The 20970-nt window shown below is 60.9% G+C and carries 18 protein-coding genes; 16 read left to right on the forward strand and 2 right to left on the reverse strand.

Translation table 11 applies throughout. The features are described 5' to 3' along the window. The first annotated feature begins 358 nt into the window (after positions 1-358). The 7 genes from MOV76_RS10155 to MOV76_RS10185 all read left to right on the forward strand — a co-directional run bounded on the left by MOV76_RS10155 (position 359) and on the right by MOV76_RS10185 (position 6996). A complete protein-coding gene (locus tag MOV76_RS10155) occupies positions 359-1261 on the forward strand; it encodes a branched-chain amino acid ABC transporter permease (protein WP_017965841.1) in 903 nt (300 codons plus the stop codon). 4 nt (positions 1262-1265) lie between these two features. Further along, positions 1266-2657: a high-affinity branched-chain amino acid ABC transporter permease LivM gene (gene livM, locus MOV76_RS10160; protein ID WP_130758893.1), complete on the forward strand. Its 1392-nt coding sequence runs from the start codon at positions 1266-1268 to the stop codon at positions 2655-2657. Then, a complete protein-coding gene (locus MOV76_RS10165) occupies positions 2657-3532 on the forward strand; it encodes an ABC transporter ATP-binding protein (protein WP_012758697.1) in 876 nt (291 codons plus the stop codon). The genes livM and MOV76_RS10165 overlap by 1 nt, the downstream gene beginning before the upstream one ends. Beyond that, complete coding sequence (locus tag MOV76_RS10170; RefSeq protein WP_018243304.1) at positions 3532-4275, forward strand: ABC transporter ATP-binding protein; 744 nt, start codon at positions 3532-3534, stop codon at positions 4273-4275. The genes MOV76_RS10165 and MOV76_RS10170 overlap by 1 nt, the downstream gene beginning before the upstream one ends. Before the next feature lie 19 nt (positions 4276-4294). Further along, complete coding sequence (locus MOV76_RS10175; protein WP_018243303.1) at positions 4295-4648, forward strand: DUF6867 family protein; 354 nt, start codon at positions 4295-4297, stop codon at positions 4646-4648. 120 nt (positions 4649-4768) lie between these two features. Beyond that, positions 4769-5890 carry a branched-chain amino acid ABC transporter substrate-binding protein gene (locus MOV76_RS10180; RefSeq protein WP_018243302.1) on the forward strand — a complete coding sequence of 374 codons (1122 nt, stop codon included), beginning with the start codon at positions 4769-4771 and terminating at the stop codon, positions 5888-5890. A gap of 134 nt (positions 5891-6024) precedes the next feature. Continuing rightward, positions 6025-6996, forward strand: coding sequence for a D-glycerate dehydrogenase (locus tag MOV76_RS10185; RefSeq protein WP_130717640.1), 972 nt, complete (start codon positions 6025-6027; stop codon positions 6994-6996). 21 nt (positions 6997-7017) lie between these two features. Here the strand turns inward: MOV76_RS10185 and MOV76_RS10190 are convergent, their stop codons facing one another. Together MOV76_RS10190 and MOV76_RS10195 are read right to left on the reverse strand one after the other, a co-directional pair. Continuing rightward, on the reverse strand, positions 7018-7935 hold the full coding sequence (locus MOV76_RS10190; protein WP_028733275.1) for a DNA-binding response regulator: 918 nt from the start codon (positions 7933-7935) through the stop codon (positions 7018-7020). After that, complete coding sequence (locus MOV76_RS10195; protein ID WP_247264454.1) at positions 7928-11314, reverse strand: ATP-binding protein; 3387 nt, start codon at positions 11312-11314, stop codon at positions 7928-7930. The genes MOV76_RS10190 and MOV76_RS10195 overlap by 8 nt, the downstream gene beginning before the upstream one ends. A gap of 179 nt (positions 11315-11493) precedes the next feature. On the opposite strand from MOV76_RS10195, the gene MOV76_RS10200 reads away from it, so the two are divergent. From MOV76_RS10200 to MOV76_RS10240, 9 genes are all read left to right on the forward strand, one after another. After that, entirely contained in the window at positions 11494-13398 is a 1905-nt protein-coding gene (locus tag MOV76_RS10200; protein ID WP_247264455.1) for a phosphatase PAP2 family protein, read from the forward strand. 187 nt (positions 13399-13585) lie between these two features. Next, positions 13586-14878, forward strand: coding sequence for an urea ABC transporter substrate-binding protein (gene urtA, locus MOV76_RS10205; RefSeq protein ID WP_026230747.1), 1293 nt, complete (start codon positions 13586-13588; stop codon positions 14876-14878). 115 nt (positions 14879-14993) lie between these two features. Continuing rightward, positions 14994-16631 carry an urea ABC transporter permease subunit UrtB gene (gene urtB, locus MOV76_RS10210; protein ID WP_018446882.1) on the forward strand — a complete coding sequence of 546 codons (1638 nt, stop codon included), beginning with the start codon at positions 14994-14996 and terminating at the stop codon, positions 16629-16631. Then, positions 16628-17791: an urea ABC transporter permease subunit UrtC gene (gene urtC, locus MOV76_RS10215; RefSeq protein ID WP_247264456.1), complete on the forward strand. Its 1164-nt coding sequence runs from the start codon at positions 16628-16630 to the stop codon at positions 17789-17791. The genes urtB and urtC overlap by 4 nt, the downstream gene beginning before the upstream one ends. Before the next feature lie 5 nt (positions 17792-17796). After that, positions 17797-18552 (forward strand): urea ABC transporter ATP-binding protein UrtD, encoded by a 756-nt coding sequence (gene urtD, locus MOV76_RS10220; RefSeq protein WP_018446880.1) that lies wholly within the window; start codon positions 17797-17799, stop codon positions 18550-18552. Positions 18553-18622: 70 nt separating this feature from the next. Further along, on the forward strand, positions 18623-19318 hold the full coding sequence (urtE, locus tag MOV76_RS10225; protein WP_003581844.1) for an urea ABC transporter ATP-binding subunit UrtE: 696 nt from the start codon (positions 18623-18625) through the stop codon (positions 19316-19318). 150 nt (positions 19319-19468) lie between these two features. After that, complete coding sequence (locus MOV76_RS10230) at positions 19469-20290, forward strand: urease accessory protein UreD (RefSeq protein ID WP_247264457.1); 822 nt, start codon at positions 19469-19471, stop codon at positions 20288-20290. 112 nt (positions 20291-20402) lie between these two features. Next, the gene (locus MOV76_RS10235) at positions 20403-20705 is read left to right on the forward strand and encodes an urease subunit gamma (RefSeq protein ID WP_018243290.1); all 303 of its coding nucleotides are present in this window, start codon (positions 20403-20405) and stop codon (positions 20703-20705) included. 10 nt (positions 20706-20715) lie between these two features. Then, positions 20716-20967, forward strand: a complete 252-nt coding sequence (locus MOV76_RS10240; protein ID WP_018446878.1) for a DUF1272 domain-containing protein — start codon at positions 20716-20718, stop codon at positions 20965-20967. Positions 20968-20970 lie beyond the last annotated feature (3 nt).

Here is a 20970-nt window from a genome sequence, read left to right on the forward strand (position 1 = left end):
GAAATGGCATTCGTCAAAGAGGCTGCCTTGGGGACTGAATTTGCTCCATCTTCCAATTCTGTGGAATAGCTTACGCAGCAAGCGGGGCAGGAAATCGACGGCGATATCTCCGTATGGTTAAGCCAGTGGCAGTTTCTGGCTAAAAATAGGCCCAGCTCTGCCGTTTTTCTGTGGATTTTGGTTCAAAACGCGCCAGTTAGGCCTGTTCTGACAAGAATCTGTCGGAGTAAATCCTTTTTGTCTTCACATTTCCAACGAAACCGCTATGCATTCGGCCTATGAGGTTCTCTGAAACGGAGAACTGAAGAACCAAAAAGAGATGCAGCGTGTTTCGCTCGCATCCAGGGGAAAACGACATATGGAGTATTTCGTCCAGCAGCTCTTAAATGGGCTGACGCTCGGATCCATCTATGGCCTTGTGGCTATTGGCTATACGATGGTTTACGGCATTATCGGCATGATCAATTTCGCCCATGGCGACATTTTCATGCTCGGTGGTTTCGCCGCTCTTATCGTCTTCCTCGTCCTCACATCCATCTTCGCAGGTCTCCCGGTGGCAGTTCTGCTGCTGGCGATGCTTGTCGTCGCGATGTTGATGACGAGCTTGTGGAACTGGACGATTGAGCGCGTCGCATACCGTCCCCTGCGCGGTTCCTTCCGCCTGGCGCCGCTGATTACCGCGATCGGCATGTCGATCACGCTGTCCAACTTCATCCAGGTGACACAGGGTCCGCGCAACAAGCCGATTCCGCCGATGGTGAGCTCGGTCTACCAGTTCGGCAACATCTCGGTGTCGCTGAAACAGATCATCATCATCGTGATCACGGCAGTGCTGCTCACGATCTTCTGGTACATCGTCAATCGTACCGCACTCGGCCGTGCCCAGCGCGCCACTGAGCAGGATCGCAAGATGGCAGCGCTGCTCGGCGTCAACGTCGACCAGACGATCTCGATCACTTTCGTTATGGGTGCGGCACTCGCAGCCGTCGCCGGCACGATGTACCTGATGTATTATGGCGTCGCCTCGTTTAACGACGGCTTCACGCCCGGTGTGAAGGCCTTCACGGCAGCCGTTCTCGGCGGTATCGGTTCGTTACCCGGCGCCGTCTTCGGCGGCCTGCTTATCGGCCTTATCGAGTCGCTGTGGTCGGCATACTTCACCATCGCCTATAAGGACGTTGCGACCTTTGCGATCCTGGCTTTCGTGTTGATCTTCAAGCCGACCGGCATCCTCGGGCGGCCGGAAGTCGAGAAGGTATAACGTCATGGCAAACATCGAAAATTCTGCAGGCAAGCCCGATGCCGGACTTGTCCGCAAAGGCCTTACCGAAGCTCTTTTCGCCGCCGTCCTGTCGTTCGGCATGTTCGTTCTCTATGTCGGCCTCAAGACCGACCAGAACATCAGCAACGAGCTGATCATTGTCCAGCGCTGGGGCCTGCTTGCGATCTTCGTCGCGGTCGCCGCCATCGGCCGCTTTGCCACGGTGGTTTTCCTGCGGCCGCATCTCGATAGCCGCAAGCTGGCAAAGTCGAGACAGGGCGAACTCGACATCTCAACCGAGAAGAGCTTCTTCCACCGGCATTTCCTGAAGATCGCGCTGATCGCGCTGCTGCTTTATCCCATGGTGGTGGTGGCGATCAAAGGCCCTCAGGGCTCGCTGACATATGTCGACAATTTCGGCATCCAGATCCTGATCTATGTAATGCTCGCCTGGGGGCTGAATATCGTCGTCGGCCTCGCCGGCCTGCTCGACCTCGGCTATGTCGCCTTCTATGCTGTTGGCGCTTATTCCTACGCGCTGCTTTCGAGCTATTTCGGCCTGTCCTTCTGGGTACTGCTGCCGCTTTCGGGCATCTTCGCGGCACTCTGGGGCGTCATTCTCGGCTTCCCGGTGCTGCGCCTGCGCGGCGATTACCTGGCCATCGTGACGCTTGCCTTCGGTGAAATCATTCGTCTCGTCCTCATCAACTGGACTGAAGTGACGAAGGGCACTTTCGGTATCTCGAGCATCCCGAAGGCAACACTCTTCGGCATTCCCTTCGATGCGACGGCCGGCGGCTTTGCCAAGCTCTTTCACCTGCCGATCTCCTCGGCCTATTACAAGATCTTCCTCTTTTACCTGATCCTGGCGCTCTGCATGCTGACGGCCTATGTCACCATCCGGCTGCGCCGCATGCCGATCGGACGCGCCTGGGAAGCCTTGCGCGAAGACGAGATCGCCTGCCGTTCGCTCGGCATCAACACGGTCACGACCAAGCTCACCGCCTTTGCGACGGGCGCGATGTTTGCCGGTTTCGCCGGCTCGTTCTTCGCCGCCCGCCAGGGCTTCGTCTCGCCGGAATCCTTCGTCTTCCTGGAATCGGCCGTCATTCTCGCTATCGTCGTTCTCGGCGGCATGGGTTCGTTGACCGGCATCGCGATTGCCGCCATCGTCATGGTCGGCGGCACCGAGTTGTTGCGCAGCATGGACTTCCTAAAACTCATCTTCGGACCCGATTTTACGCCGGAACTCTACCGCATGTTGATCTTCGGCCTCGCCATGGTCGTCGTCATGCTGTTCAAGCCGCGCGGCTTCGTCGGCTCGCGTGAGCCGACAGCCTTCCTCAGAGAGCGCAAGGCGATATCCGGAAGCTTCATCAAGGAGGGCCATGGTTGATGAGCCCCGTAACGAATACGATGTCTGATGACACTTTGCTCAAGGTCGAACACCTGTCGATGAAGTTCGGCGGCCTGATGGCCATCAACGACTTCTCCTTTGAAGCCAAGCGTGGCGATATCACCGCGCTGATCGGGCCGAACGGTGCTGGCAAGACCACCGTCTTCAACTGCATCACCGGCTTCTACAAGCCGACGATGGGCATGATCACGTTCAACCAGAAGAGCGGCAAGCAATACCTGCTGGAGCGCCTGCCGGACTTTCGCATCACCAGGGAAGCCAAGGTCGCACGCACCTTCCAGAACATCCGGCTGTTCTCCGGCCTGACCGTTCTCGAAAACCTGCTGGTTGCCCAGCACAACAAGCTGATGAAGGCATCGGGTTATACGATCCTCGGCCTTATCGGTGTCGGCCCCTATAGGCGGGAAGCGGCTGCTGCAATCGAGCTCGCTCGTTTCTGGCTCGAGAAGGCCGACCTGATCGACCGCGCCGACGACCCCGCCGGCGATCTGCCCTACGGCGCCCAGCGGCGTCTCGAAATTGCCCGCGCCATGTGCACTGGCCCGGAGCTGCTTTGCCTGGATGAACCGGCTGCCGGCCTCAACCCACGGGAGTCGGCAACGCTCAACGCGCTGCTGAAGAGCATTCGCGCCGAAACAGGAACGTCGATCCTGCTGATCGAGCACGACATGTCGGTGGTCATGGAAATCTCCGACCACGTCGTCGTCCTCGAATATGGTCAGAAGATTTCCGATGGCACGCCGGATCACGTGAAGAACGATCCGAGGGTTATCGCGGCCTATCTCGGTGTCGAGGATGAAGAAGTGGAAGAGGTGATCGCAGCCGTCGAGCAGCTCGAAGGAGGCGCAAACTGATGGGCGATGAAGTAATGACCGGTCAACCGCTCCTTCAGGTCAACAGCGTCGAAACCTATTACGGCAATATCCGGGCGCTGGCCGGCGTCGATGTCCACGTCAACAAGGGCGAGATCGTCAGCCTGATCGGCGCCAATGGCGCCGGCAAGTCGACACTGATGATGACGATCTGCGGCAGCCCGCAGGCCCGCACCGGTTCGGTGGTCTTCGAGGGCCGCGACATCACCCGCATGCCGACGCATGAAATTGCCCGTCTACGCATTGCACAGTCGCCAGAAGGCCGCCGCATCTTCCCGCGCATGACGGTTCTGGAAAATCTTCAGATGGGCGCAGGCCTCGACAATCTGAAACACTTCGCCGAAGACGTCGAGAAGATCTTCACGCTCTTCCCGCGTCTCAAGGAACGTCACGCCCAGCGCGGCGGAACACTTTCGGGCGGTGAGCAGCAGATGCTGTCGATCGGCCGCGCGCTGATGGCGCGCCCGAAGTTGCTGCTTCTCGACGAACCCTCGCTCGGTCTTGCGCCGCTGATCGTCAAGGGCATCTTCGAGGCGATCAAGAAGCTCAACGAGGCGGAGGGGCTGACCGTTTTCCTCGTCGAGCAGAACGCGTTCGCCGCCCTCAGGCTTTCTCACCGCGCCTACGTGATGGTGAACGGCAAGGTGACGATGAGCGGCTCCGGCAAGGAGCTTCTTGCCAATCCCGAGGTCCGCGCCGCCTATCTCGAAGGCGGAAGACACTAGGTCGAAAGGAGAGTTTGACATGCAGGGACTTTTCTTCGAAGCGGATGTCGGCCCCCTTGTGGCGATCCGTGTCATCGTCTTGCTCTTAGGCTTCTGGACGGCCTGGCGCGCCGGCAAAGCGGTTGCCGAGGGCTGGAGCGACTATCCGCTGGTCATCGTCTATACATTTCTGCTCGCCTGGGCGATGCAGTTCCTGCATCATGCCCTGTTCAATGGGCCAATGCTTAGCACCTTCTACTATATCCTCGATTTCGTGACGCTGCTGGTCTTCTCGACGGCCGGCTTCCGCCACCGCCGCACCAATCAGATGGTTAACAACTATTACTGGCTGTACGAAAAGACTTCCGCGTTTTCGTGGAAGGACAAACATTGACAGTCCGTTGAAACTAGGCATGAATTGCCTTCCGAGTGGAACAGCTTTCCTGGCGCAGTCAATGGTGGGTAGTGCGCTGGGCCTTGGACCGGAACCCGCCCAAAAATTGGGAGTAATAATATGAAGAAGTCTCTTCTGTCGGCAGTGGCTCTGACGGCGATGCTCGCCTTCAGCGGCAACGCGTGGGCCGACGTTCTCATCGCTGTCGCTGGTCCGCTGACTGGTCCGAACGCCGCGTTCGGCGCTCAGCTCCAGAAGGGTGCTGAACAGGCGGCCGCCGACATCAACGCTGCTGGCGGCATTAACGGCGAGCAGATCAAGATCGAACTCGGCGACGACGTCTCCGACCCGAAGCAGGGCATTTCGGTTGCCAACAAGTTCGCTGCTGACGGCGTCAAGTTCGTCATCGGCCACTTCAACTCGGGCGTTTCGATTCCGGCTTCGGAAGTCTATGCCGAAAACGGCATCCTCGAAATCACCCCGGCCGCGACGAACCCGACCTTCACGGAACGGGGCCTCTGGAACACGTTCCGCACCTGCGGCCGTGACGACCAGCAGGGTGCCATCGCCGGCAAGTATCTTGCCGATCACTTCAAGGACGCCAAGATCGCTGTCGTTCACGACAAGACCCCCTACGGTCAGGGCCTTGCCGACGAAACCAAGAAGGCTATGAACGCCGCCGGCGTGACGGAAGTCATTTACGAAGGCATCAATGTCGGCGACAAGGACTTCTCGGCCCTCATCGCCAAGATGAAGGAAGCCGGCGTCTCGATCATCTATTGGGGTGGTCTGCACACCGAAGCCGGTCTCATCATCCGCCAGGCGGCTGACCAGGGCCTGAAGGCGACGCTGGTTTCGGGCGACGGTATCGTTTCGAACGAACTGGCCTCGATCGCTGGCGACGCCGTCGCCGGTACGCTGAACACCTTCGGCCCCGATCCGACGGCGAACCCTGCGAACAAGGAACTCGTCGAAAAGTTCAAGGCCGCTGGTTTCAATCCGGAAGCCTACACGCTCTATTCCTACGCTGCGATGCAGACGATTGCCGGGGCCGCCAAGGCTGCCGGCTCGCTGGATCCTGAGGCCGTTGCCAAGGCTATGAAGGAAAAGGGCCCGTTCCCGACCGTTCTCGGCGACATTTCGTTCGATGAAAAGGGCGATCCGAAGATCCCCGGCTACATCATGTACGAATGGAAGAAGGGTCCGGACGGCAAGTACAGCTACTTCCCGCAGGGCATGTAAGCTTCGCTCCCCTTTATGGGACATGATTATCGAAGCCCGGTTCCGACCGGGCTTCTTTCTTTTTGCGGACGTTTCAATTTTCGCCTGGCTGGTCTAACTCTTGGCATCGTTTTGAAGCGTTGAGTGGAACCGTCATGTCCAAACCCCGCATTCTCGTCACCCGGCGCTGGCCAGCCACGGTGGAAGCCGTCCTTGCCGAACGTTTCGACGTGACGTTCAATCCTGACGATATTCCGCTCGGTGAAAACGAGCTAAGGCTGGCGCTCTCGACTTATGATGCCGTATTGCCGACGGTTTCCGATCGGTTGCCCGCCGCTGTCTTCGACGGCGTGCCTGTTGTCACCAAGATCCTTGGCAATTTCGGCGTCGGCTACAATCACATCGATATATCCGCTGCCAGGGAGAGAGGCATTGCGGTCACAAACACGCCGGGCGTGCTGACCGACTGCACGGCCGATATCGCCATGTTGCTGCTGCTCTCCGTTGCCCGGCGCGGCGGTGAGGGCGAGCGGCAGGTACGCGCTGGTGCATGGAAGGGCTGGTGCCCGACGCATATGGTCGGCACCAAGGTGACCGGGAAGACGGTCGGCATCATCGGTTTCGGCCGAATCGGCAAGGCCTTCGCGCAACGCTGCCATTTCGGCTTCGGCATGGATGTGGTGTTCTTCAACCGTTCACCGATCGATCCGGCGGAGGCGGCGCGTTACGGCGCGCGGCAACTGCCGACGATCGAGGCCGTGCTGGCGGTGGCCGATTTCGTCTCGCTGCATTGCCCCGGTGGAGCAGAGAACCGACACCTGATAAATGCGGCACGGCTTACGGCGATGAAGCCAGGCGCCTTTCTCATCAATACGGCGCGTGGCGACGTGGTGGATGAGGCGGCGCTGATTGCAGCGCTCAAGGCGGGCACGATCCGCGGTGCCGGGCTTGACGTCTACGAGGCGGAACCTGATGTCCCGGAGGCGCTGCGGCGGATGGAGAACGTCATGGTGCTGCCGCATCTCGGCAGCGCCACGGAAGAGACGCGGACCGCCATGGGCATGAAGGTGGTCGACAACGTGACGGCGTTTTTCGAAGGCAGGGATGTGCCGGATCGGGTGGTTTAGCGGCCAGCCGCCAACGCCATCTCACATCTCGTGCAGCACATGCGTGGCCTTCACGGCGGCTGATGCGCGGTTCTCGACGCCGAGCTTCACATAAATCTGTTCGAGGTGCTTGTTCACCGTCCGCGCCGACAGTCCCAATATTTCGCCGATGTCGCGGTTGGCCTTGCCCTTGGCAATCCAGAGCAGCACTTCGGATTCGCGCTGGGTGAGCGAAAAGCGCTGGCGCAGCACTGCGTCGTCGCTGCGCTGATTGGCGGCAGTGAGGCGAAAGAGATATTCGTCAGGGCCGATCGCGCCGAGGAAGGCGAGCTGCAGCGCCGCTTGGCCGGCATGGGCAACGGAGATGATGCCGTCGCGCACCGCGGCGACGCGGTCGCGCATCCAGCCGGCGATATGGTGGACGACGATTTCCATGCCGTCGTCGCTGCCCATGGCCGCATTGACCAGCCGTGTGGCTTGCGGCGTTGACCAGTGGATGGCACCGTCGCCCTTGACAGCCAGCAGATGGCGGCCGGCCGCGTCCAGCGCGATGCGGGCGCTTTGGGCCGAGCGAGCGTTGCGCAGATGGACACGGATGCGGGCGCGCAGTTCATCGATGTTGATTGGCTTGCTGAGATAATCGACGCCGCCGGATTCCAGCGCGTGCACGACATGCTCGGTCTCGGTCAGGCCGGTCATGAAGATGACAGGCACCTGCGCCACCGCGGCATTCGCCTTCAGCCGACGGCAGGTCTCGAAGCCGTCCATGGCGGGCATCACCGCGTCGAGCAGGATGATATCGGGTGTGATGCGCTCGACGATACCAAGTGCGGCCGTGCCCGACGTGGCGATCAGCACCGAGAAGCCGGATTGTTCGAGTGCGTCGGTCAAGAAGCCGAGTGCTTCGGCCGAGTCGTCGACGAGCAGAACGATGTCGCGGGGGAGGGCCGGCTCAGGCAATGGGTTCCACCTTTTCGTCGAAGTCGTGCAGGAAGGTCATGAAGCCGGCGACATCGAAGGCGGCGACATAGGCGCGAAGTTCCTCTGTGAATGGCTGATTTGCCTCCACCTTGGCAAGGTCGGAAAGCTTGGCTTCAATACCTCTGATATAGCCGATCTCGCCGAGCCGCAGCAATTCCTGGATATGGGCAGCGCCTGGGCTCAGCATCGGCGCTTCGATCTTAACAGGAACGGCTGGCGCGGCATCGGCAAAGATCCATTTCAGGCCAAGATGCAGGGCGAGCTTGTCGCGCAGCTGGCGGATGTCGACCGGCTTGCCGATCGCATCGTTATGGCTGTCGTCACTGTCGCTGAGAACCGCCGCATCACCGATATTGGCCGAAAGCATCAGCACTGGCGCCGTCTGACCGGCCTCGCGCAGACGCGAGACGAGCTGCCAGCCGTTCATGCCGGGCATCAGGATATCGACGAGGAAGAGGTCCGGTATGATGCCCTCGATCAGCGTCAGGCATTCGCCGCCGCCTGCCGCCGTCAGCACGATGAAATCGAGCGGCGCCAGGATTTCGCGCATCATCTCGCGGTGGTCCTCGTTATCGTCGACGACCACGACCGTGCGGCGCGGGCCGTCGTAACCGACAATGCGCTTTTCCTGCGGTGCGGCGGCCACGGCGCGCATGACGGCGGACAGCATCAGCCGGACGCGGAAGGTCGAGCCTTCGTCCTTCACGCTCGAAACCGAAATCTCGCCGCCGAGCGTGTTGGTCAAAAGCCGGGTGATGGTGAGGCCGAGGCCAAGCCCCGGCATTGGCCGCACGCTTTCGGCCTCGCCGCGCTGGAAGGGTTCGTAGATGCGGGTCAGGTCTTTCTCCGTGATGCCGCGGCCGGTGTCAGTGACGGTGAAGGTCGCGACTTGGCTGCGATAGCCGACATCGAAGGTGACGCTGCCTTCGTCGGTGAACTTGATGGCATTGGAGAGCAGGTTGACCAGGATCTGGCGCAGGCGCTTTTCGTCGGTACGGACGAACTGCGGCAAGGCCGGCGAGCGCTCATGGATGAAGGTGAGCCCCTTTGCCTGCGCCTGCGGGCGGAACATATCGACGATCTGGTCGAGGAAATCCTGGATGTTGATCTCGTTGGAATAGACCTGCAGGCGGCCGGCCTCGATCTTGGAAATATCGAGCAGGCCGTCGATCAGCCCGGAGAGGTGTTCGGCGCTGCGGCGAATGACCTTGATCGAGGATTGGCGCGGCGCCGGGATGGTCTCGTCGCGTTCGAGGATCTGGGCGTAGCCGAGTACGGCGTTCAGCGGCGTGCGCAGCTCATGGCTGAGCCCGACGACGTAGCGGCTCTTGGCGCGGTTGGCGGCCTCGGCCGTCTCCTTGGCGTTCTGCAGGGCGGCGTCGGTCTTCTTGTGGGCGGCGATTTCCTTGAGCAGCAGCGTGTTCTGGCGCGAGGATTCCTCCTCGGCAACGACGCGGCTGTCATGGGCGAGCACATAGAACCAGCAGACAACGCCTGAGATTACCGAGAAGACGAAGAAGACGATGAAGATGGTGCGGTTGACGACTTCGGCGGTCGCGGGTGAGGCGGAGGCGACCTGATGGGCGATCATCGCCAGGATCGCGCCGATGGCCGTCAATGCGAGCACGACGGCGATGCCGTAGCGGCCGAGGCGCGTCGTCAGCTTCCCCAGAATGGTTTCCGGCAGCAGCGCCTTGGCGACGGTGCCGACCTGCGCGTTGAAACGAGCGGCGGGCTTGCACATGTCGTGGCAGCGGCTGTCGAGCGAACAGCAGAGCGAGCAGATCGGCGCGGCGTAGGCCGGGCACCAGGCCATGTCCTCCGGTTCGAACGGATGTTCGCAGACGGAGCAGGTAATGCTCGTCAGGTTCTTCCAGCTCTGGCGCGGCTTGCGGGCGAGGTAGAACTTGCCCTTCGTCGCCCAGGCGATGACAGGTGAGGCGATCAGCGCGATGACGAGGGTGATATAGGGGGCGAGCGAGGCGGCGATGTCGCCGAAGGCACCGAAATGGGCGATCAGCGACACCGTCGCCGACAGCGTCATGGCGCCGAGGCCGACCGGGTTGATGTCGTAGAGGTGGGCGCGCTTGAACTCGATGCCGGGGGGAGCAAGGCCCAGCGGCTTGTTGATGAAGAGATCGGCGGAGATCGTGCAGAGCCAGGCCATGGCGATGATCGAGAAGATGCCGAGCGTCTCCTCCAGCAGCCGGTAAATGCCGAGTTCCATCAAAAGCAGGGCGATTGCGACGTTGAAGACCAACCAGATGACGCGGCCGGGATGGCTGTGGGTCAGCCGCGAGAAGAAGTTCGACCAGGCGAGCGAGCCTGCATAGGCGTTCATCACGTTGATCTTCAGCTGCGAGACGACGACGAAGGCGGCCATCAACAGCAGCGCCGCATTGTGCCAGGGGACCATGTAGCCGAAGGCGGTCAGATACATCTGCGCCGGGTCGGCGGCGCGATCGAGGGGGACGCCCGAAGTGAAGGTCAGCACGACCAGGAAGGAACCGGCAAGCAGCTTCGGGGCGCCGATGATGACCCAGCCGGGCCCGGCGAGAAAGATCGCCAGGCGATGGCGCCACTTGCGCTGCGGGTCCGGCGGCAGGAAGCGCAGGAAGTCGGCTTGTTCGCCGATCTGCGACATCAGCGCCAGGATGACGGCAGAAGCAGCGCCGAACTCCACCAGATCGAATTCGGCGACGGTGCCGGGCGGGCCGGAGGCATGGCGGATGCCGGCAAAGGCGCGCCAGAGATCGAATTTTTCCCAGTCCAGCAAGGCGATGAAGATGAAGGGTAGGATATTCAGCACGATCCAGAAGGGCTGGGTCATCAGCTGGAACTTGCTTATCAGCCGCACGCCGTGCGTCACCAGCGGGATCACCATGACGGCGCTGATGATGTAGCCGATCCAGAGCGGGATGCCGAGGGTAAGCTCCAGCGCCCCCGACATGATCGATGCCTCGATCGCAAACAGCATGAAGGTGAAACTTGCATAGATCAGTGAGGTGATGGTCGAGCCGATATAGCCGAAGCCCGCGCCGCGCGTCAGAAGATCGATGTCGACGCCGTGGCGGATGGCGTAACGGCTGATCGGCAGGCCGATCGCCAGCATGGCGACCGAGGCGACGATAATGGCGTAAAAGGCGTTGGTGGTGCCGTAGGAGAGAGTGATCGCGCCGCCGATCGCCTCCAGCGCCAGGAAGGAGATCGCGCCGATCGCCGTCTGCGAGATGCGCTGCGAGGAGAAATGGCGAGCACTCTTTGCGGTGAAGCGCAACGCGTAATCTTCCAGCGTCTGGTTGGCGACCCAGCGATTGTATTCGCGTCTCACCGGAATGATGCGTTGGCGCGCTGCCATGTCTTCCTTTCCGGCATTCCGGTTGGGCTCATCGTCTCGCTGGCAGTTTTGGCGGGATGGTTGGGAAAGGCAAGAGGCGGGCACCGACTGGTTCACAGAATGGCAATATATTTGCAATTGATCCGTCACATAGGAGCTCTAACTCTCCCGGCGTTCGTTCAACCATTTCGGGTATCACCATGTCTGTTTTAAGCCTCTGCCGCCTGAGCACCGCCCTTGTCTGCCTTCTTTCGATCGTGCCATCGCTTGCCAGCGCCGAGCAGGCCACGGCGGCCAAAGTTCCTTATGTGGAGGCCGGAAACACCAACAAGCGCGGTGACGCCTGCTTCTCGACGGCAGACACCAACGCCGCCGTTCACCTTCTCTCCGGCTTCCTCGAAATCTGGACTCCGCGCACGCCTTTCGTCGATGCGGGTGTCGAGGCCCCGGCCAAGGACAATTGCCCGGCTGTCGCCAAGACGGATTGGGACGGTATTCCCGCCAGCAAGACCGACGGCCATATCGTCAACCAGGCCGTCCATGATGCGAACATCGCCTATGTCGTCAATGCGACGCGGGCGCGGACGGCCGGTCAAGCGGTGGCCGCCTATCTCGACGATCGGCGCGGCAAGAATGCCAGTATCGTCGACGGCCTCGGCCCGCTGACGGCTGCCTGGAAGGCCGGCTCGAAGCAGACCACCACGATCACCGAGGTGGCGGTCGATGCGACGACGGTCAAATACGATGACAAGGGCAACAATCGCGGCGCCGGCAGCAAGCCGGATACGGAAAACAAGACCGATGCCAACCCCGACATGGGCCTTGCAATCGACTTCATCAACGCCGCAAGCGGTGACGGTTCGACGGAACCGGCCAAGCGCTATTTCAAATATGGCCGTCCCTACCGCTGGAGCCAGGACGTATCGGTCGTCCCGACGCTGGAGCCCGCCAAGAGCGGCAAGCCGGTCGAGGACGGCGGTTTCCCCAGCGGGCATACGGCGGAAGCCTGGCGGGATGCGCTGGCCATGGCCTACCTCGTGCCGCAGCGTTTTCAGGAAATGATCACGCGCGCCAGCGAGCTGGGTGAAGACCGCATCCTCGCCGGCATGCATTCTCCTCTCGACGTGATGGGCGGCCGGATGCTCGGCACCGCTACGGTCGTCTACAATCTCAACAAGGCCGACAATGCGGCGCTGAAGAGCGATGCTTACGCCCAAGCGCAGGCATGGCTTATCGCCAAGTCAGGCGTTGCGGATGCAGGAGCGCTGGAAGTCGCTGCCCACGCGGCACCGCTTGCCGCAGACCGTTTCGCCGATCATGACGCCAATCGCGCCTACATGCTGCAGCGCCTGAGCTACGGCCTGCCGACGATCCATGCGACCGATCAGCCGGCGCGGGTGCCGCAGGGCGCCGAAGCGCTTCTCGAAACGCGTCTGCCCTATCTGGACGGCGAGCAGCGCCGCGACGTGCTGAAGACGACGGAGATCGCCTCCGGCTACCCGCTCCTCGACGATGCGGAAGGTTACGGCCGTCTCAACCTGTTTGCCGCCGCCGACGGTTACGCTGCGTTCGAACAGGAGGTGACCGTGACGATGGACGCGGCAAAGGGCGGGTTCAATTCGATCGACACCTGGCGGAACGACATTACCGGCAAGGGCAGGCTGGTGAAGCGCGGCAACGGCATCCTCGGGCTTTCAGGCGCCAACAGCTATTCCGGCGGCACCGTGCTGGAAGAGGGCGCGCTGGTGGCCTTGTCGCCGTCGGCCTTCGGTCGTGGCGGGCTGACGCTCAATGGCGGCTCGCTCGTTCTGGCGGCCGACAAGCCTTTGACCGTGAGCGGTGACTATCAGCAGGTCGCCAATGCCATGACGAAGTCGGCGCTCGGCGAAAACGGCGCGGGCACGCTGGTTGTCGAAGGCAAGGCAGTGCTGGCCGGCGACCTCGACGTGACGATTGCCGATGGCTATGCCCCAACGCCCGGAACGAAGATCGAAATCCTGAAGGCGAGTGCCGTGACTGGCACCTTCGGCAAGGTCACGGTTTCCGGCCACAAGGCGACCCTCTCCTACGGCCCGACCTCAGTTACCTTGACGATCGACGGATAAATTCCGGTATCGAGATAGGGCATCCCTGCTGCGGGGGATGCCCTTCCTTCCCTGGTCTGCCTGTTTGACCCCCGCGCCTACGTCATTTTGCGTATGTGTTTTTGCGCTGCAGCGCCCGATAGTCCCTTAAGCAACAGTTAATCTCCGTTTTCGGCCTGTTGCGGAACAAGAAGAGGGGCTCAACCAGATGAATCTCAGAACTACTATTACTGGCGCTGCACTCGGCGCCGTCATGGCGGCCTCGGCTGCCTTCAGCGGTGCGGTTGCCGCCGACGACACGATCAAGGTCGGCATTCTGCACTCGCTTTCCGGCACCATGGCCATCTCCGAGACCACGCTCAAGGACGCCATGCTGATGCTCATCGACGAGCAGAACAAGAAGGGCGGCCTTCTCGGCAAGAAGCTTGAGGCCGTCGTCGTCGACCCGGCTTCCGACTGGCCGCTGTTTGCCGAAAAGGCACGTGAGTTGATCCAGAAGGACAAGGTTGCGGCCGTCTTCGGTTGCTGGACGTCCTCGTCGCGCAAGTCCGTTCTGCCGGTTTTCGAAGAGACCAACTCGATCCTCTTCTACCCGGTCCAGTATGAAGGCGAAGAGTCCTCGCGCAACATCTTCTACACCGGTGCTGCTCCGAACCAGCAGGCCATTCCTGCTGTCGACTACTTGATGGAAAAAGAGGGCGTCAAGCGCTTCGTTCTCGAAGGTACGGACTACGTTTATCCGCGCACGACCAACAAGATTCTCGAGGCATATCTGATTTCGAAGGGTATTCCGAAAGAAGATATCATGACCAACTACACGCCGTTCGGCTTCTCCGACTGGCAGACCGAAGTTTCCAAGATCAAGGAATTCGGTTCGGCCGGCAAGAAGACCGCCGTCGTCTCGACGATCAACGGCGATGCCAACGTTCCCTTCTACAAGGAACTGGGGAACAAGGGCATCAAGGCAACCGACATTCCCGTCGTCGCCTTCTCGGTCGGCGAAGAAGAGCTTGCCGGTCTCGACACCAAGCCGCTCGTCGGCCATCTCGCTGCCTGGAACTACTTCGAGTCGGTCGAAAGCCCTGCCAACAAGAAGTTCATCAAGGACTGGCACGCTTTCACCAAGAACGACAAGCGCGTGACGAACGACCCGATGGAAGCCGCCTATATCGGTTTCAACGCATGGGTTAAGGCCGTCCAGGCTGCCGGCACGACCGACACCGACAAGGTTCTCGACACCATCATCGGCGTCAGCGTTCCGAACCTCTCCGGCGGTTATGCGACCGTCATGCCGAACCACCACATCACCAAACCGGTGCTGATCGGTGAAATCCAGGCCGACGGCCAGTTCGAAATCGTCCAGCAGACACCTGCCGTCGTCGGTGACGAATGGTCGGATTACCTGCCTGATTCCAAGGACCTGATCTCCGATTGGCGCAAGCCGATGTCCTGCGGCAACTTCAACGTTGCTACGGGCAAGTGCGGTGGCAAGGGTTCCTGAGTACGGCCCCGATCCAATGATTGCCTGAAGGCTTCCGTCCGGGTTTGATCCCGGGCGGAAGCTCCGTCCCAGCGATTGCGCCGCGAGGCCAACACTATCAAGGGCGAGAAAGCCGATGTATCGCGCCATAAAGATTTTCCTCATCACGGTTTGCCTGACATTTTCGGGCCTGACATTTTCGGGCGTGATAATCTCGAGCGAAGCCCAGGCTCAGGACGATATCCATGTGCTCATCGACGCGCTCGGCGTCGGCGACTTCCCGGAACGCGAAGCGGCCATCAAAGCGCTGGTCGCCTCCAAGGACCAGCATGTCAGCCAGATCCTGCAGCAGTTGAGCGACGGCCTTCTCTACGTCAATTCTGATGGCGGCCCGGTTCTTCTCCAGGGCGGTACCGATGACGAACCGACCTATTCCGATCCGATCACCGGCGAACTCGCTGCAGATGTCGATCCGGATCTGATGACGAAGGTCAAGATCAACAACGCGCTTCGCGGCGTCATTAGCGCCGCCACCAGCCAACTGACCCTGATGAGCCCGGACCGTTCCGCGCGGCTTGCCGCGGCGCAGGGCCTCCTGAAAGATGCCGACCCCGCCAATCTCGACCTGCTGAACTCGGCGCTGGCGGCCGAAAAGGACGCAGAGATCAAGAATACGATGGAAGCGGCGCGCGCAGTGCTGCTGCTCAAGACGGATGCGAGCGTCGAAGACAAGAAGGCTGCGATCGATACGATCGCAGCGCGCGGCAATCGCGATGCGCTGACCATCCTCACGACCACACTCGAAACCGCGCCTGAAGACCTGAAGCCGGCGATCCAGGCGGATATCAGTTCCATCAATCGCAGCCTGGCGCTGTGGGATATCGTCCAGAATATCTGGTACGGATTGTCTCTCGGCTCGGTGCTGCTGCTTGCCGCGATCGGCCTTGCCATCACCTTCGGCGTCATGGGCGTCATCAACATGGCGCATGGCGAAATGGTGATGATCGGTGCCTATACGACCTATGTCGTGCAGGAATACATAACCTCCGCCTTTCCTGAGCTTGCCGATTATTCGCTGGCCTTTGCTGTGCCTGCGGCCTTCGTCTTTACCGGCTTCGTCGGTCTGTTGATCGAGCGCGCCGTGATCCGCTATCTCTACGGTCGGCCGCTCGAAACGCTGCTCGCCACCTGGGGTGTGTCGCTGATCCTGCAGCAGGCGGTGCGCAGCATTTTCGGCCCGACCAACCGCGAGGTCCGCAATCCGACCTGGATGTCCGGCGTATTCGATCTCGGCGGGCTCTCCATCACCTGGAACCGACTGTGGATCATCGTCTTTTCGATGGTGGTCTTTGTGGCGCTGCTCCTGCTGCTCAAGCGGTCCGCCTTTGGCCTGCAGATGCGCGCCGTTACGCAGAACCGCCGCATGGCATCGTCGATGGGCATCCGCACCGGTTGGGTCGATGCCTTCACCTTCGCGCTCGGCTCGGGCATTGCCGGCATCGCCGGCGTGGCGCTCAGCCAGATTGACAACGTCTCGCCAAACCTCGGTCAATCCTACATCATCGACAGCTTCATGGTCGTCGTCTTCGGCGGTGTCGGCAATCTCTGGGGTACGCTGGTCGGTGCACTCTCGCTCGGCGTCGTCAACAAGTTCCTCGAGCCCTTTGCCGGCGCCGTGCTCGGCAAGATCCTGGTGCTCGTCCTCATCATTCTCTTCATCCAGAAGCGTCCCCGCGGGCTCTTCGCACTCAAAGGAAGGGCGGTGGAAGCATGATTACGGCCTTCCTTCTCCGATCACTCGATCGCAAGATCGTCATTGCCATCGCCCTCCTGCTTCTGGTCGCGGTCCTCGTGCCGGTCCTGAACCTGATGACGAGGCCGACCAATCCGCTACACGTGCCGACTTATATCATGTCGCTGTTCGGCAAGTATCTGACCTATGCGCTGCTGGCGCTGGCGCTCGACCTCGTCTGGGGCTTCTGCGGCATCCTCTCCCTCGGCCACGGTGCCTTCTTTGCGCTCGGCGGCTATGCGATGGGCATGTATCTGATGCGCCAGATCGGCACGCGCGGCAGCTACGGAGATCCTGTTCTGCCCGACTTCATGGTGTTCCTGAACTGGAAGGATCTGCCTTGGTTCTGGTACGGCTTCAACCATTTCTGGTTTGCGGCGCTGATGGTCCTCGTCGTACCCGGTCTGCTCGCCTTCGTCTTCGGCTGGTTTGCCTTCCGCTCACGCGTCAACGGCGTCTATCTCTCGATCATCACCCAGGCGATGACCTACGCGCTGCTGCTGGCCTTCTTCCGCAACGACATGGGCTTCGGCGGCAATAACGGCCTTACTGATTTCAAGGACATTATCGGTTTCAACGTACAGGCTGACGGCACGCGTGCAGCCCTCTTTGCCGCAACTGCGATCTTCCTCGCTCTATCGCTGATGATTGCTTCGGCGATCGTACGCTCGAAGTTCGGCAAGGTGCTGGTCGGCGTGCGCGATGCCGAAAGCCGCACGCGCTTCCTCGGCTACCGCGTTGAGCATTTCAAGCTCTTCACCTTCGTCGTCTCGGCGATGATGGCAGGCATTGCCGGCGCGCTCTACGTGCCGCAGGTGGGCATTATCAATCCTGGCGAATTCGCCCCTGCCAATTCGATCGAAGTCGTCATCTGGACCGCGGTCGGCGGGCGGGCGACGCTGATCGGGCCGATCATCGGCGCGATCCTCGTCAACGGCGGCAAGACGATCTTCACTGGCCTCTTCCCGGAGTTCTGGCTGTTTGCACTCGGCGGTCTCTTCGTCGCCGTCACTCTGTTCCTGCCGAAGGGCGTCGTCGGCACGATTGCGCAATATCTTGGCAAGCGGAAGCTTGTCTCCAAGGCGGCCCCACCGGCGGCTGAGGAAGACAGTATCGAGCCGAAAATCCAGGCAGCGGAGTGAGCGCCATGATTCCCGACGTCAAACCCAATAGCGTGCTTTATCTCAACGGCGTTTCGGTTTCCTTCGACGGCTTCAAGGCGCTGAATTCGCTGTCGATCGTCATCGAGCCCGGTGAACTTCGCGCCATCATCGGCCCTAACGGCGCCGGCAAGACGACGATGATGGATATCATCACCGGCAAGACCCGGCCCGATGAGGGTGAGGTGTTCTTCAACGGTACGATTGATCTCACCAAGAAGGATGAAGCCGATATCGCTCAGCTCGGCATCGGCCGCAAGTTTCAGAAGCCGACAGTCTTCGAAAGCCATACGGTGTGGGACAATCTGGAGCTGGCGCTGAACCGACGTCGTGGTGTGTTCTCGACGCTGTTCTACCGGCTTTCGGGCGAGGACAAGGCACGCATCGAGGAAATCCTCGACACGGTGCGGCTGACGCACCGCCGCGACGAATTCGCCGCCAATCTCTCGCACGGGCAGAAGCAGTGGCTGGAGATCGGCATGTTATTGGCGCAGGAGCCGAAGCTTCTGCTCGTCGACGAACCGGTGGCCGGCATGACCGATGCGGAGACTGCGGAAACCGCAATCCTGCTCAAGGATATCGCCAAGACCCGGTCGGTCGTCGTCGTCGAGCACGACATGGGCTTCATCCGCGATCTCGGCGTCAAGGTGACCTGCCTCGCGGAAGGCTCGGTGCTGGCGGAAGGGTCGATCGATTTCGTCAGCTCCGATCCGAAGGTGATCGAGAACTATCTGGGGCGGTGAGGGATGATGGGTCCATTGAATGTTGGGGAGGGGTCTATTGCGGTCCCACAAAGATTCGGGAGACGGCATCATGCTGACAGTTGAAAACGCAAACCTGCATTATGGCGCCGCTCAGGCGCTGCGCGGCATCTCGATCAAGGCCGAGATGGGCAAGATCACCTGCGTGCTGGGGCGTAACGGCGTGGGGAAGAGTTCTCTTCTGCGCGCCGTTACCGGCCAGCATCCGCTGTCGGCCGGCACGGTCACCTTCAACGACACCAGGCTCAACGGCCTGCCGCCCTTTGCCCGTGCCAAGCAGGGGATCGGCTATGTCCCGCAGGGGCGCGAAATCTTCCCGCTGCTCACCGTCAAGGAAAATCTCGAAACCGGCTTTGCACCGCTTGGCCGCCGCGACCGCAACATCCCCGATGATATCTTCAGCCTCTTCCCGGTGCTGAAGTCGATGTTGTCACGTCGCGGCGGCGATCTTTCCGGCGGGCAGCAGCAGCAGTTGGCGATTGGGCGCGCCATGGTGACGCGGCCTAGGATTCTCGTGCTCGACGAACCGACCGAGGGCATTCAGCCCTCGATTATCAAGGACATCGGCCGGGCGATCCGCTACTTGCGTGACTCCACCGGCATGGCGATCCTTCTCGTCGAACAATATCTGGATTTCTGCCGAGAGCTCGCCGACTACGTCTACATCATGGATCGCGGCGAGATCGTCCATGAAGGGCTTGCCGAAACGCTGGATACACCGGAGGCCCGCCGCCATCTGACTGTCTGACCGGCAAATGCCGCATTTTGCAGCAAGGGACACGGAGTCTGGAAAATCTTCCTCTGCCTCTGCTGGTCTGCTCCAGACGGCATAGGAATTGCTTGCTTTCCGTCATCCGCGCGATTGAATGAAAACGGTGGCGCGACCGAAAGGGACGATATGACGACCGTGGCGGCGAGTACGAGACCGCAGAGAGCGGAAGGGCGCGGGCATCTGGCGGCGAAGCTGTTCGATGGCCGCACGCGCATTCGTGAACTCTATCAGGAAGGGGCGGCGAAGATCCGCCTGCCGGATACCTTCGATGCCTCGATGGAAGCAGTCATCATCAACACAGCAGGCGGACTGACGGGCGGCGACCGGATGGACTGGAGCGTTGATGCCGGCGCCGGCACGCGCATCGACGTTACCACCCAGGCTTGTGAGAAGATCTACAAGGCATCGGCCGGTACCGCCGAGGTGACGACCAGCATCAAGGTTGGAGCTCAAGCCCGTGTCGACTGGCTGCCGCAGGAAACGATCCTCTTCGACCGGGCAGCGCTTTCCCGCCGCTTGGATGTCGATCTTGACGAAGACTCCGAATTTCTGGCCGTCGAAGCCGTGCTGCTCGGCCGCAAGGCAATGGGTGAGATGGTGGAGACCGGGTTGTTTCGCGACCGCTGGCGCATCCGCCGCTCGGGACGGTTGATCCATGCCGAAGAACTGAGGTTGTCCGACGGCGTAGCGGCCCTTGCCGCGCGCCAGGCCGTGCTCGGCGGGCAGGTGGCGTTTGCGACGCTGCTTTATGCCGGGCCGCTTTCGGAAGCCTATCTTGGCAAAGTCCGGCCGCTCGTCGAAGGATCGATGGGCGGTGCAAGCGCCTGGGACGGCAAGCTCGTTGTCCGCCTTGCAGCAGCCGACGGCTTCTCACTCAGAAAAATCCTGATCCCGGTCATTTCCGCCTTGCGAAATGGTGCGCCTGTGCCGAAAGTCTGGAATCTATGAATCTGGAGCATGATGCCGAAAAGTGTGAGCGGTTTTCGGGCGACGTCATACTCTAACTCTTTAATGTAGAACAGGATCATCCTGTTCCAGGCATGAAGCAGATGGGCAAGCAATGAACCTCACTCCGAGAGAAAAAGACAAGCTGTTGATATCAATGGCGGCGATGGTGGCACGCCGGCGGCTGGAGCGCGGCGTCAAGCTGAACTATCCCGAAGCGATCGCGTTGATCAGCGATTTCGTCGTCGAAGGCGCTCGCGACGGTCGCCCAGTTGCCGAGCTGATGGAAGCCGGCGCCCATGTGATCGGCCGCTCCCAGGTGATGGAGGGCGTTGCCGAGATGATCCACGACGTGCAGGTGGAGGCGACGTTCCCGGATGGAACCAAGCTCGTCACCGTGCACGAGCCGATCCGGTGAGGAGATAGGAATGCTCGAGCTCAGGCCCAATTGCGAATGCTGCGACAAGGATCTGCTGCCTGATAGCACTGAGGCACGGATCTGCACCTATGAATGCACTTTCTGCGCGGATTGCGTGGACGGTGTGTTGAAGGGTGTCTGCCCGAACTGCGGCGGTAATCTCGTCGCGAGACCTATTCGGCCGGCGGCCATGCTTGCTAAAAATCCGGCTTCGAGGAAGCGTGTGCTGAAGGCCGAGGGCTGTGCGCCCAAGGCGGCTTAAGGA

Origin of the sequence: Rhizobium sp. PRIMUS64 (genome assembly GCF_023006465.1) — a bacterium.
In the GTDB taxonomy this organism is placed as follows: domain Bacteria; phylum Pseudomonadota; class Alphaproteobacteria; order Rhizobiales; family Rhizobiaceae; genus Rhizobium; species Rhizobium leguminosarum.